The sequence below is a fragment of the Shewanella fodinae genome (genome assembly GCF_014651955.1).
GTDB lineage: Bacteria > Pseudomonadota > Gammaproteobacteria > Enterobacterales > Shewanellaceae > Shewanella > Shewanella fodinae.
The window spans coordinates 40,113-56,226 of record NZ_BMXW01000021.1 but is presented as its reverse complement, the minus strand read 5'-3'; the positions used below and the strand labels follow the sequence as shown (position 1 = coordinate 56,226).

Annotated in this window: 14 protein-coding genes; 10 read left to right on the top strand and 4 right to left on the bottom strand. The window is 51.0% G+C overall.

Annotated elements, in window-relative coordinates; translation table 11 throughout:
* Positions 1 to 90 precede the first annotated feature (90 nt).
* Positions 91 to 1,884, top strand: coding sequence for a methyl-accepting chemotaxis protein (locus IE064_RS15505; RefSeq protein WP_229800100.1), 1,794 nt, complete (start codon positions 91 to 93; stop codon positions 1,882 to 1,884).
* A gap of 104 nt (positions 1,885 to 1,988) precedes the next feature.
* On the opposite strand, the gene IE064_RS15500 is transcribed toward IE064_RS15505, so the two are convergent.
* Positions 1,989 to 2,414 (bottom strand): OmpA family protein, encoded by a 426-nt coding sequence (locus IE064_RS15500; RefSeq protein ID WP_133037792.1) that lies wholly within the window; start codon positions 2,412 to 2,414, stop codon positions 1,989 to 1,991.
* A 357-nt stretch (positions 2,415 to 2,771) separates the two neighbouring features.
* Between IE064_RS15500 and ohrR the strand changes: the two genes are divergently transcribed.
* The 7 genes from ohrR to lysS all read left to right on the top strand — a co-directional run bounded on the left by ohrR (position 2,772) and on the right by lysS (position 11,379).
* Positions 2,772 to 3,215 (top strand): transcriptional regulator OhrR, encoded by a 444-nt coding sequence (gene ohrR, locus IE064_RS15495; protein WP_189618653.1) that lies wholly within the window; start codon positions 2,772 to 2,774, stop codon positions 3,213 to 3,215.
* Positions 3,216 to 3,221: 6 nt separating this feature from the next.
* The gene (locus IE064_RS15490; RefSeq protein WP_189618652.1) at positions 3,222 to 4,391 is read left to right on the top strand and encodes a glycerol-3-phosphate dehydrogenase/oxidase; all 1,170 of its coding nucleotides are present in this window, start codon (positions 3,222 to 3,224) and stop codon (positions 4,389 to 4,391) included.
* Positions 4,392 to 4,476: 85 nt separating this feature from the next.
* Entirely contained in the window at positions 4,477 to 5,613 is a 1,137-nt protein-coding gene (gene rlmC, locus IE064_RS15485) for a 23S rRNA (uracil(747)-C(5))-methyltransferase RlmC (protein WP_189618651.1), read from the top strand.
* A gap of 77 nt (positions 5,614 to 5,690) precedes the next feature.
* Positions 5,691 to 6,830, top strand: a complete 1,140-nt coding sequence (chrA, locus tag IE064_RS15480; RefSeq protein ID WP_189618650.1) for a chromate efflux transporter — start codon at positions 5,691 to 5,693, stop codon at positions 6,828 to 6,830.
* An 88-nt stretch (positions 6,831 to 6,918) separates the two neighbouring features.
* Positions 6,919 to 8,577: a methyl-accepting chemotaxis protein gene (locus IE064_RS15475; protein ID WP_189618649.1), complete on the top strand. Its 1,659-nt coding sequence runs from the start codon at positions 6,919 to 6,921 to the stop codon at positions 8,575 to 8,577.
* Positions 8,578 to 8,763: 186 nt separating this feature from the next.
* A protein-coding gene (gene prfB / locus IE064_RS15470; RefSeq protein WP_189618648.1) for a peptide chain release factor 2 occupies positions 8,764 to 9,862 on the top strand; the annotation gives its coding sequence in 2 pieces (ribosomal slippage) (positions 8,764 to 8,838 and positions 8,840 to 9,862; 1,098 coding nt in all).
* A gap of 17 nt (positions 9,863 to 9,879) precedes the next feature.
* Positions 9,880 to 11,379 (top strand): lysine--tRNA ligase, encoded by a 1,500-nt coding sequence (gene lysS, locus IE064_RS15465; protein WP_189618647.1) that lies wholly within the window; start codon positions 9,880 to 9,882, stop codon positions 11,377 to 11,379.
* Between the two features lie 50 nt (positions 11,380 to 11,429).
* Here the strand turns inward: lysS and IE064_RS15460 are convergent, their stop codons facing one another.
* The 3 genes from IE064_RS15460 to IE064_RS15450 form a co-directional block, all read right to left on the bottom strand.
* Complete coding sequence (locus IE064_RS15460) at positions 11,430 to 12,338, bottom strand: GGDEF domain-containing protein (RefSeq protein WP_229800099.1); 909 nt, start codon at positions 12,336 to 12,338, stop codon at positions 11,430 to 11,432.
* A 196-nt stretch (positions 12,339 to 12,534) separates the two neighbouring features.
* Complete coding sequence (locus tag IE064_RS15455) at positions 12,535 to 13,419, bottom strand: DUF72 domain-containing protein (RefSeq protein WP_229800097.1); 885 nt, start codon at positions 13,417 to 13,419, stop codon at positions 12,535 to 12,537.
* Positions 13,416 to 14,312 (bottom strand): LysR substrate-binding domain-containing protein, encoded by an 897-nt coding sequence (locus IE064_RS15450; RefSeq protein WP_189618646.1) that lies wholly within the window; start codon positions 14,310 to 14,312, stop codon positions 13,416 to 13,418. Before IE064_RS15450 ends, IE064_RS15455 begins: the two co-directional genes overlap by 4 nt.
* 100 nt (positions 14,313 to 14,412) lie before the next feature.
* Between IE064_RS15450 and IE064_RS15445 the strand changes: the two genes are divergently transcribed.
* Both IE064_RS15445 and IE064_RS15440 read left to right on the top strand, forming a co-directional pair.
* Positions 14,413 to 14,886, top strand: a complete 474-nt coding sequence (locus IE064_RS15445) for a CidA/LrgA family protein (protein ID WP_189618645.1) — start codon at positions 14,413 to 14,415, stop codon at positions 14,884 to 14,886.
* Positions 14,883 to 15,575, top strand: coding sequence for an LrgB family protein (locus IE064_RS15440; RefSeq protein WP_133037782.1), 693 nt, complete (start codon positions 14,883 to 14,885; stop codon positions 15,573 to 15,575). The genes IE064_RS15445 and IE064_RS15440 overlap by 4 nt, the downstream gene beginning before the upstream one ends.
* Positions 15,576 to 16,114: the final 539 nt, after the last annotated feature.

The window sequence follows — 16,114 nt, the reverse complement described above, 5'->3', positions numbered from 1 at the left end:
TTTTTTTCATCAACCCTGTATATCGTTACGCATACCTTACTGTTTTAACTAGACTTATAGCAGTATGGTCATCACGGACAATAACTAGTTATGAAAACCACCCTGAAAACCCGTTTGCTTGCGGCAAGTATGCTGTCTGTTCTGTTAATACTGGTGTTAATGGTCAGCCTGTCATCCTACGTTATCCGCAATAGTGCATTGTCTAGTACACAGCGAGAGGTTCGAGAACTGTCAAACACCTTTGCCGCTGAGAAAGGGCAATGGATGTATGACCGCCAGAATGCGGTGAAGAGCCTAGCTGCAACCTTGTCTCGTCATATTGACGAGGATCCCACTCGCTATCTGCTGGAAATCCACGAAGCTCTGAGTTTTGGTTTGACCTATTACGGCAGTGAGCAGGGCGATATGTTGCGGCAAGACCCATCGCTGTTTGTGGCGGGATACGACCCGCGTATTCGCCCCTGGTACAAGGGCGCTAAGGAAACCGACGGGCTTTTTGTCACCGCCCCCTATGAAAGTGCTACCATGAAAACGCTGGTGGTGACGATTGCAGAGCCGGTAAAAGTGGGTGGACAACTGAGTGGTGTTGCCGCTGCAAATTTAGCGATAGACAAGCTCACCAGTTCGGTGCGCAAGCTGAAACTGCCCGGTGATGGCTACGGCATTTTGTTGGAAAACAGTGGTGTGATCATCAGTCACCCTGATGCAGCGCTAAACGGTAAAAATATTGCGCAAGTTGATAACCGTTTTAGCACCAGTTGGCTGAAAAAAAGGGCTGACTCTGATGAGCTGGAGCAGATGAAATACGACGGGGCGGAAAAGTTGTTATATGTGGCCGAGTTGCCACATACCGACTGGATGCTGCTGTTTGTTATTGATAAACAAAAAATCATGAGCGAAGCAACAAGATTGGCTTGGTCCATGATAGGGACTGGCCTGTTATTTCTGCTGCTGTTTGCCGCTGTGCTTTTTGTGGTATTCCGCATCCAGTTCCGTGATCTGGAAAAAGTGGCAACAGCCCTGCAGGATATTGCCGAAGGGGAAGGCGATCTTACCGTTCGAATCACCACCAAGAATCAGCATGATGAAATTGGTCAACTGGCAACAGGTTTCAACCAGTTTGTGTTACGACTGCACCAAATGATCACCCGTATGAGTGATATCGCCAAAAACCTGAGTGCGCAGTCGGAAGAGTTACGTGGTGCTGCGGATAGTAATAGCCAAATCATTTCGGTGCAGCAGGACGAGATAACCCAGGTGGCGACTGCCGTTACTGAGATGTCCAGTGCCACGGCGGAGATTGCCAGCAACGCTGAACTGACAGCGCACACCGCCCAGGATTCCGTAACTCTTACTAACAGTGGGCAGCAACAAGTCATTAAAAGTCAGTCGTCCATCCGTAATCTGGCAACAGAAGTGGCAACCGCCGGGAAAATTATTGGTGAATTGAATGAACATTCGCAAAAGATTAGCGGCATATTGTTGACTATCAGCGGTATTGCCGAGCAAACCAACCTGTTGGCATTGAACGCCGCCATCGAAGCGGCACGCGCGGGTGATCAAGGCCGTGGATTTGCGGTGGTGGCCGATGAAGTCAGGGTATTATCACAACGTACCCACGATTCAACTCAAGAAATTCAGACCATGATCGAAGCCTTACAGCGCACTGCATCAAAGGCGGTAGACTCGATGCAAGGTAGTCATCAGATGGCGGAAACCAGCGTTATGGATGCAGAAACTGCCAGTGCCAGTCTGGAACAGATTGCCAATGCCATTAATCGTATTTCTGAAATGGCGAGTCAGATAGCGACCGCTGCGGAAGAACAAACATCGGTGACCAGTGAAATCAACCGCAATACTGAGGCTATCCGGGAAGTATCGTAAAATCTGTCGTCTTCTGCCGTAACTGCCGCCGATAAAGCGCAGATGCTGGCAGATTTAGCGCTGTCGCTGCAGCAGGAAGTTGGCCGTTTCCGATTGTAAGCAACTCAGTGCTTGTCTGTGGTGTCTTCGTTGGCCAGTGTTTGCTTAGGACACCACAGAACATCCACATCGCGCTTCTCTTCTGGGGCGGCGGTGCGAATACGGGTGATGATTGGCAGTGGCAGATTGGCGGCTGAGAGGTAGTTTTTTACCCGTGCAATACGGCGGTTTGCCAACCACAAATTATATTGCTGTAGTTTTTTATCGCCATCACCGGGAAATAGATTGAACTCCAGCAACAAATAGCCCTGATGTTTATCGCTGGCTTGCTGCTTGATTTTTTCCAGAACGTGGGTGCCAGCAGATGAAAAATACGAGCTGTTGTTAGCGTAAGTGATTTGACCGAGTTTCTGTGCGTCCAAGCATGCGGCCATCACCGGCCCTGACAGCAAACAACAAACCACTGTGCCAAGTGCCAAACAACGCATCATCCCCTCCCTGTGGATATACCAACATGATTGTCGGATATAGGCAAACTACTCTATCGGTGGCTTAAAGGCAATTGGCTATCAGGGTTTGATAAGTAAATATTTATTAAAAACAACATATTAGCCAATATTTTGGCTCTTGCGGGTGGTTGTCGGATTATCGCCGCTATCCGCTGAGTGGTCAGTTTTTTGACCACCAATGTTATTTCAGCGCATCGCAGCCGAGGCCGTTTGAATAATCCGTTGTCACTGCAGTTTGTCAAACGTCAGCATTACCTTGGGTTAGCAGGCGGGGGATCGATATTTCCGCTAGAAACCAGTATATTGTGTGCAATTTGATGTGGATTCGTGAGTATGCATATGAGTAGCCCATTGCCAGAAAATCCGTTGTGTTTGGACGATCAGGTATGTTTCTCGCTGTATAGCGCTGCCAACGCTATGGTGCGCGCTTATCGACCCTATTTGGAACAGTTGCAGCTCACTTATCCCCAGTATCTGGTCATGATGGTGCTGTGGGAGCGCAACGGCATCAGTGTCAAACTGCTCGGTGAGCAGCTACATCTCGATTCCGGTACCTTGACCCCATTGTTAAAGCGCTTGGAGCTTAAAGGTCTGGTTTGTCGTGGGCGCAGCCAACAGGATGAGCGGATGCGAGAGCTGGCGTTGACTGACGCGGGGCAGGCGTTACGGGAACAGGCGATGAGTGTCCCGCTGCAGATGTTTTGTCGCACCGGGTTAACGCCTGCGCAGCTGACCGAACTAAAACAGTTATGCGACCAGCTTTGGTCGCAACTGGCGGAATAGTCATCTATGAAAGCGCTGGACTTGCTGATTATCGGTGCCGGGATCAATGGCGCCGGTATAGCACAACGCGCAGCGGCAGCAGGATATTCTGTCATGCTGCTAGACAAGAGCAGTATTGCTGCTGGCACTTCCTCGCAGTCCAGCAAATTGATCCACGGTGGCTTGCGCTATCTGGAAACCGGACAAATTCCGTTGGTTTACGAAGCGCTGAAGGCGCGCCGAGAGTTACTGCAACTCGCGCCCAAGCTGGTACATCCGGTGAAATTTTATATTCCCGTATACCGCGATAGCCGTCGCAGTGCGCTAACTATTCGTGCCGGATTAAGTCTGTATGGCATGTTAAGCCAGCCAGATCCGCTTGGGCGGTTTCAGTCCTTACCCGCATCCGCATGGACACAATTCCCAGGGTTGAGATTAGCGGGAATGACCCATCTGTTTCAGTATTGGGATGCGCAGACCGATGATAAACGCCTGACAGAAGCGGTGGTGGCAAGTGCTGAGGCGCTGGGGGCGGAGGTCTTGCAGGATTGCGATTGCGTTGCCATCAACCATGACGCCAAGGGGTGTTTGGTGCAATACCAGCAACATGGCGTTATGCAGGAAGTCTATTGCCATATGCTGATCAATACCAGCGGTGCTTGGGTCAATGAGTTGTTATCTCGGGTTCAGCCGGCAGTGGCTGCACCGGCCATTGAATGGGTGCAGGGGAGCCATCTGCTGCTGGATCTGCCTGCACCGCCAGGCGTGTTATATCTGGAGTCCTGTTTTGATGAACGTGTGGTGTTTGTCATGCCCTGGCAAGGTAAAACCTTGCTGGGCACCACTGAAACCCACAGTGATACGCCGGAGCCACAACTCACTAAAGAAGAAACCTACTATCTGCTCGGCATTTATTGCCATTATTTCCCGCTGGCTGGGGGGATAAGTGCACTTGAACACAGCATTCTAGGAAGCTTTAGCGGCATGCGGGTGTTACCATCCGGCAGCGGTAGCGCTTTCGCCAGAACCCGGGAAGTGCAGTTGCTGAGTCAGCCTTCGCATCCGCATATTCTGTCACTGTACGGTGGCAAGCTTACCACCTTCCGCAGTACTGCCAAGCAAGCACTGGTACTGGTTGAGCAACAACTGGGTGGTAGGCGGGTGATTGCCGATGTGGATAATCTACTGTTGGGATGATTTTTAGCGCTAAAGCCGCTAAAGTGTGCCGCGTTGCCAGCCCAACCAAGGGCTGCGAAAAATTATTCACGCTTCGGGATCTATTGTGATTTGCCATCATTTTTCAGCAGGACGTTGCCAGTCCTGTCGCCATATACAGCAGCCCATATCAACGCAACTGGCTTGCAAGCAGGCGTCATTGCAGCAGTTGTTGGCGTCTTTTACCGTCACCGAATGGCTGCCACCTGTCAGTGGCGCTGATAGTGGTTTTCGTAATAAGGCCAAAATGGTGGTGTTAGGCACAGCGCAGCAGCCAGTGCTGGGTATTCTTGGGCCTGACGGTGAACCGGTCAATCTGTGTGATTGTCCGTTGTACCCGGCGGATATGCAGCAACTGCTGCAGCGCTTGCAATTATTTGTCAGGCAAGCCGGAGTCCCACCTTACCGGGTCGATAAGGCCAAAGGTGAACTGAAATATATTCTGCTGACGCGAGCGCAAGTCAGTGGTGAATTTATGCTGCGGTTTGTGCTGCGTTCGACGGAAGCGATTCCCCGCATCGAACAGCAGTTGCCCGCATTGCTACAGGAGTTCCCGGCTGTCAAAGTGGTGACGGTAAATCTGCAACCTGTGCATATGGCAAGGTTGGAAGGCGAGCAGGAGTTCTGGCTCGCCGGTGAGCCGCGACTGCGAGAAGTGTTTAATGATGTTCCGCTGTACATGCGTCCCAAGAGTTTTTTTCAGACCAATCCGCAAGTTGCTGCGGCGCTTTATCAAAGTGCCAGGGATTGGCTACAACCATTAGCACCCAAGGCAATCTGGGATCTGTTTTGTGGCGTCGGTGGCTTTGGATTGCACTGTGCAACCAGCAGTACTCGTCTCACTGGTATTGAGATTGAGGCCGAGGCGATTGCTTGTGCGCAGTTATCGGCAGCGCAGTTGGGGCTGGAAAACGTCAGCTTTCAAGCGCTGGATTCTACCGACTTTGCGTTAGGCAATGCAGCGTTGGATGTGCCGGATGTGGTCATCGTTAATCCGCCAAGACGGGGTATCGGCGCAACTCTGTGCCGTCAGCTCAGCGCCTTTGCACCCGCGCATATCTTGTATTCCAGTTGTAATCCCCAGAGCTTAGCGCGGGATTTGGCTGCCATTGAGGGATACCATTTGCAACGGGTGCAGCTGTTTGACATGTTTCCTCATACCGATCATTTTGAAGTACTGGCATTGCTTAACCGTATTGACTAACCCCGCTGTCATCTTTCTGCCACAGCATTTGTCGTAATCAACGCTATGATAAGGAAGGTATTCTCTGGGGTTATGTTATGGCGCAGATCTTCATCCGTTTCTTATTGCTGGGGCTTGTGAGTTTTGGCGGTCCAGCGGCACATATTGGTTATTTTAGACGGGTATTTGTTGAGGAACTGCATTGGCTGGACGAACAGCAGTATGCTGCAACGGTGGCATTGTGTCAGTTTTTGCCAGGGCCGGGTTCCAGTCAGGTAGGTTTTGCGCTTGGTTATCTGCGTGGTGGGTTGTTGGGGGCGTTGGCCGCATTTATTGGTTTTACTTTGCCCTCATTTTTACTCATGTATCTGCTGGCGCACTTTGGTCAGCTATTCAGCACCCAACCATTGGTGACTGCGGTCATTTCTGGCCTGAAATTACTGGCGGTTGTGGTGGTGGCAGATGCTGTTATCGGCATGGCTCGCCAATATTGTCAGCAACGGCTTACGGCTACAATTGCGCTGGCAACCGCTGCTATTGTGTTGTTGTTGCCTTATGCACTGATGCAGTTGGCCGTGCTGGTTATGGCGGCATTGCTAGGGTGCTTCGCTTTGCGTGCTGACACGGCGAGCATTACTCCCGCACCTGCCAAGATCCGTTGGTGGTCATTATGGCTGTTTGGCGTACTCTTGTTGCCGTCATTTAATGGCAGCGGATTGTGGCGGCTCTGCAGTGACTTTTATCAGACCGGGGCTATGGTCTTCGGCGGCGGTCATGTGGTGTTGCCGCTATTACAGAGTCGGGTTGCAGATGTCATGGCACCAGATGTTTTTCTCAGCGGCTATGCCATGGCGCAGGCGGTTCCAGGCCCAATGTTCAGTTTGTCGGCATTTCTCGGAGCAGAGTTGTGGCAGCCTCAACCGCTGTTGGGGGCGCTAGTTGCAACCATCGCTATCTTCCTCCCCGGTTTTTTGCTGGTACTAACGTTTAATAGAGGTTGGCAGTCGTTGCAACAACGTCCAGCGGTTGCCGCTGCTGTTGCTGGTGTTAACGCAGCAGTTGTTGGATTACTGCTCAGTGCCTTGTATCAACCGGTATTTATTTCTGCGGTGCAACAGCCGTGGCAAATGGCCTTGGTGCTAATGGGTATGCTGCTGTTGCGGTTATGGAAATTACATATTATCTATCTGATTTTGGGTTTCATTGCAGCGCTAATAATGATCACATTAATTAAGTAAAATCAGCAACTTTTTACCAAAGTAGTAACGGCATGTTTTTCTAATACGTTATACTTTCAAAACTCCAATTGTTACCGTGGATGTTGCAGTGATGAATTTAGGTGTACGCAATAAGGTTTTATTGTTGGCGCTGTTACCCATATTGTTTGGTGGTATTGCAGTCGCCATATTTTCTTATGTGATGGAATCTGCTTCCTTGGATGAAAATGTGCAGGAATTCCGCGACAAGCTTATTCATGAGCGCCGCCAAGAATTAGTGCATGTAACTGAAGTGGCTAATGAAATAGTAAACTACCAGCGTCAACACAATGGCGATGTGAACGCCGCGCTGCGGGATGTACGCTTTGGTAAGGCTGGCTATTTTTATATTTATAATGGTCAGGGGAAAAATATTTTCCATGCGTTGCTGCCCAAGCTGGAAGGGACTGAACAGATCAATATGACGGATCCTAAGGGGATCAAAATAGTGCAAGGTCTGTTAAAGGCGGCCAAAAGTGGTGATGGTTTTCTGACCTATTACTATCAGAAACCTGGCACCAGTGACTTAGTCGAAAAGATTGGCTATGCCGCCACCGTTCCTGGTACTGACTGGATCCTTGGCACCGGGGCGTATATCGATGACATTGACGCGACTGTAGCCACTTATCGTGATGAAGCGCGAGCCATGATCATCAACAAGATTTGGATCGTGCTTATCGCCATTGCCGTGATTGTGATGGTCAGCGGTATCGTGGTTTACTGGCTGTCGGGGCAAATGGTGAACCCGATCGTTAATATGCTGCGCAATCTAGATGATATTGCCAAAGGTGAGGGCGATCTTACCAAACGGCTCCAAGTGACTGGCAATGATGAAATTGCCCATCTGGGTAAAGCTTTCAATCAGTTTGTCGGTAAGCTGCAAAGCATTATGCAGGACGTTGCTAGCAGTACCCGTGAACTGAATGATGCGGCGCACCATATCCATGGACAGAGTAAAGCGATTGCCCAGCAGTTGTTTAATCACAATCAGGAAACTGATCAGGTAGTGACAGCGATTACCGAAATGTCCTCCACCGCACAGGAGGTCGCCAGTAATACCAATCAGGTTGCCGAGGCTACGCATGACGCCACCGCAGAGGTCGCCAAAGCGCAGGATTGTGTTGATACCTCGCTGACCGAAGTCTCAACATTGATGAATGAGATCAATAGTGCAGCGGCGCATATTCAGGCGCTGAATGAGCAATCGCAGAAAATCAACAGCGTGTTGACGGTTATCGGCGGTATTGCCGAGCAAACTAACCTGCTGGCACTTAATGCCGCGATTGAAGCTGCGCGCGCAGGCGAACAAGGCCGGGGCTTTGCGGTGGTCGCTGACGAAGTGCGCAACTTGGCCAGTCGTACCCAAGCGAGTACGTTGGAAATCAACGAAATGCTCAGTGAATTGCATACGCTGGTCGGGCAGGCGGTAACAGCCATGGAGCAAAGCCAGCAGAACTGCAAACGTAGCGTTGAGTCTTCACGGTTAATTTCTGAAAGTCTGGGGGCAGTAACTTCCTCTGTCACCGCCATTAATGATATGACCACGCAGATTGCAACTGCCGCCACTGAGCAAAGTTCGGTGACCGAAGAGATCAACCACAATATTTATAAGATCAAGGAGATCGTCTCAGAACTGACACAGTCCAGCGAGGAAGCCGCGCTCATGAGTGAACGGGTTTCTGGCAGCGGTGAGCGCCTAGGTAAACTAGTGGGGCAGTTCCGCGTCTGAGTGATACTTTAGTAAATTACAGCGCCTGCGGGCGCTGTTTTTTTACCTTAATGAGCTTGTCCCAGCTAAATAGTGGGATTTTTTTTAGCAATCTGGATTGTCGTGATAGGTTTCAGCGGACGCTTGGGTTAAAATGCGCGGCTTGCATACAGTGTTAACGTTCAAATTAAGTAAAGTAGAGTCTACATGTTTGAAGTAAATCCGGTAAAAAACAAAATCAAGGAACTAGCGGAACGCACCGATCTCCTTAGGGGGTATCTTTGACTATGACGCTAAGAAAGAGCGTCTAGAAGAAGTCGTCCGCGAGTTGGAAAGCGCCGATGTCTGGAATGACCCGGAACGGGCACAGACTTTGGGTAAAGAGCGTGTGTCCCTCGAAAAGGTGGTCGAAACTATCGATGATCTGGATCAGGGCCTTGACGATGTGGGCGAGCTGCTGGCACTGGCGGTTGAAGAAGATGACGAAGACACCTTCAATGAGACTGGTCATGAGCTGGAAAAACTGGAAAAGGAACTGGCAGAACTGGAGTTCCGCCGAATGTTTTCTGGTGACAGTGATGCTTCCGATTGTTACCTGGATATTCAGTCTGGCTCCGGTGGTACCGAAGCGCAGGACTGGGCCGAAATGGTTTTGCGTATGTACTTGCGCTGGGGTGAAGAACACCAATTCAGTCCAGAACTGATTGAAGTCTCGGACGGTGAAGTCGCCGGTATCAAGAGTGCGACTATCAAGTTCAGCGGTGAATATGCATACGGTTGGTTGCGTACTGAGACTGGGGTGCATCGGTTGGTGCGTAAGTCACCATTCGACTCAGGTGGCCGCCGTCATACCTCGTTTTGTTCGGTGTTTGTCTATCCCGAAATTGACGACTCGATTGATATTGATATTAATCCGGCGGATCTGCGTATTGACGTGTACCGTGCCTCTGGCGCTGGTGGTCAGCATGTAAACCGTACCGAATCCGCGGTGCGTATCACCCACATTCCCACTAATACCGTGACTCAGTGTCAGAATGACCGTTCCCAGCATAAAAACAAGGAAACGGCCATGAAACAGTTGAAAGCTAAGCTGTATGAGTTGGAGTTGAAAAAGAAAAACGCCGAAAAACAGGCCGCCGAAGAGCTGAAATCCGATATCGGCTGGGGCAGCCAGATCCGTTCCTATGTGCTGGATGATTCCCGCATCAAGGATTTGCGTACCGGTGTAGAAACCCGTAACACCCAAGCGGTGCTTGACGGTGATTTAGACAGATTTATTGAAGCCAGCCTTAAATCCGGGCTGTAAGTAGAGAAGAAACTGAAATGACTGAACAACTGGATGAAAACAAGCTGATTGCAGAGCGTCGTGCCAAGCTGGAACACTATCGTGAAACCGGCCCGGCCAATGGTCACCCCAACACTTTCCGCCGTACTCACAAGGCTGGCGAACTGGAAGCGCAGTTCGGCGATAAGAGTAAGGAAGAGATAGAGGCCCTTGGTTTTCATACCGCTATTGCCGGTCGGGTGATGGCCAAACGTGGCCCGTTCATGGTGCTGCAGGACGTTTCTGGTCGCATCCAGGTTTACGCCGATAAAGCGGTTCAGGCAGATCTGAAAGACAAATATCAGGGATTGGATCTCGGCGATATCATCGGCGTTAAAGGTGAACTGCACCGTTCCAATCAAGGCGACCTGTTCGTCAATATGGAAGAGTACCAGTTACTGACTAAAGCCCTGCGGCCGTTGCCAGAGAAGTTCCACGGCCTGACCGATCAGGAAACCCGCTATCGCCAGCGTTATGTGGATCTGATCGTCAACGAAGAATCCCGTAACACCTTCAAAATGCGCTCTAAAGTGGTGGGTGCTATCCGCAGCTTTATGGAAAGCAAAGCGTTCATGGAAGTGGAAACGCCCATGATGCACGTGATCCCCGGTGGTGCATCTGCCCGGCCGTTTATCACCCATCACAATGCGCTGGATATCGATATGTATCTGCGTATTGCCCCAGAACTGTACCTGAAGCGTCTGGTGGTGGGCGGTTTTGAGCGCGTGTTCGAGATCAACCGTAACTTCCGCAACGAAGGCTTGTCACCACGCCATAACCCAGAATTTACCATGATGGAATTCTATATGGCGTACGCTGACTACCGCGATCTGATGGATTTCACTGAAGAGATGCTGTCGTCCATTGCCAGCAAGCTACTGGGTGACACCAAAGTGGCTTACGGCGAACACACCATTGATTTTGGTGGCCCCTATGCGCGCATGAGTATGCTGGAAGCAATTCAGCACTACAATCCAGATAATGCCACCATTCAAGCGATGACGTATGAAAACGTCAAAGACTTGGCCTTTATGCGGCAGTTGGCAAAAGATGTAGGGGTGGAAATCGAATCTTTCTGGACTTGTGGGCAGTTGCTGGAAGAGATCTTCGGTGAAACCGCTGAACCTAAACTGATGCAGCCAACCTTTATCACTGGTTATCCGGCCGATATTTCACCGCTGGCACGCCGCAGTGATGACAATGATTTTATCACTGACCGTTTTGAGTTTTTCATCGGTGGTCGTGAAGTGGCCAACGGCTTTAGCGAGCTGAACGATGCTGAAGATCAGGACCGTCGTTTTAAAGCGCAGGTAGAAGCCAAAGATGCCGGTGACGATGAAGCCATGTTCTATGATGGTGACTATATTCGGGCACTGGAACACGGCTTGCCACCAACTGCGGGTCAGGGGATTGGTATCGACCGTCTGGTGATGCTATTCACCAACAGCCACACTATCCGCGATGTGATCCTGTTCCCGGCTATGCGCCCAGAAGCCTGATTTTAAGGCGCAGCAGAAGCCGGCAGTACGCCGGCTTTTTTGTGCCTGAATTAGTCTGGATGTTCACAACAGATACGATTGCGCCCCAGATTTTTCGCCATATATAGCCCACGATCTGCCCGCTGGATAATGGTTTCCACCTTTTCGTCTGATGGCAGAAATTCACTGATGCCGCCACTGATGCTGGTGCAGATTTGCGGCAGGTCCATCTGCAACAACACATGCTGGATTTTGCGACGCAAGCGATCTGCCAGACTCCACGCTTGTTGAGTGTTGGTGTGAGGCATCAGTACCGCAAATTCGTCACCGCCGTAGCGCGCTGCCAGATCTTCTTCTCGCACCGTTTGCAAACAAACACGGCCTACTGCTTCAATCACACAGTCCCCGGTGGGGTGACCGCAGGTATCGTTGAGTTGTTTGAAAAAATCCAAGTCGAAAACCAGCAGACTGCAAGGCGTTTGATGGCGGTGGAACAGGCTGAACTGACTGTTTAGCTGGCTGCGCAGCTTACGGCGGTTATATAAGTGAGACAGTTCATCTACTTCACTAAGATGCTGTAGTCGCTGCTGCAACTGGTGACGGGCGGTAATATTGCTGGCGACCCATAGCACCGCATCCTCGCCGTCTATCTGAAATGCTAACGGTTGTATGCGGCCTTCAAACCAGATGGGTTCGTCGGGACCGTCTTCCAGCCCCAGCACGTCCGATCCCGCCAGTTGGTATTCGACAACCAGCATTTGGCCGGATTGCAGCACCAGTGCTATCTGTTGCATAAACCAGCTGGCTTTTTCAGCAACTAATACTTCTGAAAAATAATGGCCAATTAGCGCGGAACCATTGTGGTAGTAGCGAGTGTCAGTGCCTCCCAGAATATGCGCATATTTACCGCTGCGGGTGAGGATGAATACGGGATCGGGCAGTGCTGTCAAAATTGCTTGCGTTTGCTTCAACGAAAACATTGCATCTCCCTACAGTTGGCTGTCATTACCAGTGTAATTCACCGGCGTATAGTTGCGACAAAAAATGTTTTTTGTAACAGGCAACTAAGGATGGCAACCTGAGCAGCGCATACCACAATAGTCATAGTGAAAGAAGGCAGCTAGCTCGATGGATTGATACCGTTAACTCCCGACCTAATGAGAGGGCTTTCGGGTATCAGTTGAATAGATGCAGTTGTGGCCGCTCAGTGCGGGGGAGCGTCAGCGCTCCGAGCGGCGATAGTCCGTGGTTCAAGCGATAATCGCTCAGGGATTGCCATAGGCGTGCGGCGAGTTGCGGCGCTGCAATATTGTCCGGGGTATGCACAAACAGATAGGGCGTGCGGCCTTCATCCAGCCATTGACTGAGTTTTGCCAGCCAGGGTGTGAATAGTCGTTCACTGTTATCCAGATCCAGTTGCCCAATAAAGCGCACCACCGGTTGCTGGGCGGTGGCAATGGCATGCACTGGTACTCGCGGCTTCTTGCGCTGTGCTTCCCGTATCAGCGGATTATCGGCGTCGGCGGCAAATACCGGACGGCTGTCCATGATGATGCGGTTGACCCCTTCGTTGACTAACCAACGGTTTAACTGAGTTTCCGCCTGCCCTTTGGCAAAGAATGCTGGATGGCGTACTTCCACGCCCAGTGTTAAGCCTTGTGGTAGCCACGGCAGAAAGGCTTGCAGTTGTGGCAATGCTGCTGGGCCAAATGCGGCGGGTAACTGGATTTGCCACATGCCGGTAAGCGGCATTAATGGTGCCATGGCGTCGAAAAAGGCGCGCAACTCCTCGCGGCAATGGCGTAGCTGCAATTGATGGGTAATGGTCTGTGGCAACTTGAAGGTAAAACGAAATGATGCTGGCACTGCCGCTGCCCAATCTGCCGCCACGGTCTGCAACGGCGTCGCATAAAAGCTGGTGTTGCCTTCAACACTGTTAAACACCTGGGCATAACGTGCTAGGCGCTCAGTGGTGGCCGCATTACCGCCATAAACACTGTCTTGCCAGTGGTGGTGAGACCACATCGCCATGCCGATACGCAACGCCGCGCTGGTTGTCATACAGGCTCTGCGGCTAACTGTTCACGGATCAGCGTGACCATCGCTTGCGCTGCAAAGGATAACGGATGTCCTTTACGCCAGAATAGCGACAGCTCCCATATCAGGTCATCCGTGGAGAGTGGCACCCGGCTGACACCGGCAACGGCATGTCGTGCGGCAATAAACTCCGGCATAATCATCACGCCAGTACCGGCCGCCACCAGCGTAATCCCAAAATCTGGGTGGCTAACCTTTGTCGCTACTTTGGGAATAAACCCGGCGTTAACGCAGCCCTTGAACACCAGTTCATGTAAGGCATATTCCTCATCAAACAGAATTTGCGGGGTTTCTTCCAACTGTTTGAGTGTCAACTGCGGTTGGTTGGCGAGCGCATGTTGTTTGGGGACCACCACGACCATAGGGTTGCGGCGGATGCAGAACCCCTCGAACTCTTCGTCAAATGAAATGATACCGGTGGCTAATTCTACTTCGCGTTTTTTCAGGGCAATCGTTTGTTCAATGCCGCCACGAACAAACAACTGCATGGCAATTTTGGGATAAAGACTGCGATAGCGGGCTATTACCGGCGCAAAGATCTCGGCACTGCCTAAGGGAGCCAAACCCAGGTGCAACTCTCCGGCGTTGAGGCTACGTTGTGCTTCTAACTCACGGTGCATCTCCTGCCTGACCTTCAGCAGTTGTATGCCATAACGGTATACCACCTCACCAGAGGCCGTCGGCTTCAGTTGGCTGCCGCGCTTACCCCGTTCCAACAGCACTAAGTCCAACTCCTCTTCGAGTTGATTAATCGCCTTCGACAGGGCGGGCTGAGTCAGATGAATGGCCTCGGCGGCTTTGGCAAAACCCCCGTGATCGACAATCTCAATAAAATAACGAATAACTTTGAGGTCCATACAATAACCTATAGGAATCCTATCTATTATTAATATTCATTTTTTTTATCTAAATTGCCACCCTACAATAGCTGCCAATAAGGAATTTTTTGGTGGTGTGATGCAAAGCTCTCTTCGTTCGTCCCACGGTCACCGTAACCGTTTGTTGCTTGCCCAAAGCAAGCATTACAGCGTGGCGTTGTTGCAGATCGGTTTTATCTGCCTGCTGGCTTGGGGGGCACATGCCATTGCTGCCGCGATCCACTCGCCGATCCCCGGCAGTGTTATCGGCTTATTTGTAGTGCTGTTGGCACTGGCACTGAAAATTATTCCAGAAAAAGCGCTGCAACTTGGTGCTGCATGGTTTATTGGCGACCTGTTGCTGTTCTTTATTCCTCCGATGATTTCGGTACTGAAGTACGAAAATCTGTTGGAACACTACGGGCTGAATATTCTGTTCACTCTGGTCGTTGGCTCCGCCAGCGTATTGCTCAGCACCGGTTTTGTGGTGGATAGGGTATTCCGTTTCGAGCGCAAATTAAACCTTAAACGGCAGATGGCGCGGCAAAAAGCGAGAGGTAATATCAGTCTATGAGCCAGTCAACATTGTTGGCGTTGTTAAGTCTGATTGTGACTGTTGCCAGTTACTATGCAGCCAAGGCTCTGTACCGTCGTCATAAAACTTGGTGGTTGTTGCCCAGTATTATGGCGCCAGTGGTGGTAATTGTGATGGTGGTGATGTTGTCCATCCCATTGCCGACCTATTTTGAATATACCCATTGGCTGGTGACTTTGCTGGCCCCGGCCACCGTGGCTTTCGCCTTGCCTATCTACCGTGAACGGCAGTTGGTGCGTAGGTATCCCATTACCATCAGCCTCGGTGTTTTGGCGGGGGTGATGTTTGGCTTGACCTCCACTTGGTTGTTGGTACAGGTGGTACCGTTACCGGCCGAGTTGAGTCACAGCGTGTTGGTCCGTTCGGTATCTACCCCGTTTGCCATGCAGGCAACCACGTCTTTTGGTGGGGTGCCAGAATTGACCGCGATGCTAGTAATGCTGACCGGAATTATCGGTATGGTGATTGGTGAGCCGCTGTTTCGTCTGGCACATATTCATACCTCGTTGGGTAAAGGGGTGGCCTTGGGCGCCTCGGCTCACGGTTCTGGCACTGCTAAGGCCACTGAAATCGGCCAACAAGAAGGCGTGGTTGCCAGCCTGACTATGATTTTTGCTGGCATCACCATGGTGATTGGCGCGCCAGTGTTTGCGTGGATTTTTTCGTAAAGTTTTGCGGTCACTGCCTATGGCGGTGGCTCACAGTTTGATTACCGTCCTTTGGGATTTGGTAATCATCGCCTGAAACCCCAATCAGGCAAATTGATCCTGAGTCTCTCAGGTCTTCATGTTGCGTTTACGCCGGTGGTTCCCCCCACCGGTTTTTTTTGCCTGAAATTTGGGATTTCAGCCGTTGAGTTTGTTTTATCGCTGCGCGATAGCAAGCTGGCGCAGCTAAGATTTATCACTGCGTGATTGCAACCTGAAGTTGCGAAAGTCGTGAGCTGTCGCGCTCACACTGCGAGACAAGGGGGCTAGACGGCTTCGCCCCCTTATCGATCCCCCTGCCGCCCCACGGCGCAAAACGCTGCGGGCTTATGGTTTGCCATTTTCACAAATCGCGCTGATTCGTCATCCATGACTCACCATCGCTTCTCGGCATCCATGCCTCGATTGCTCAATGGCTGCCCAACGCACCTACGCTGCGCCGAAGGGGAATTGGTGTTGCCTGGCGGTGTGATATTCATACAGCATTCTTTGTGCTTGAA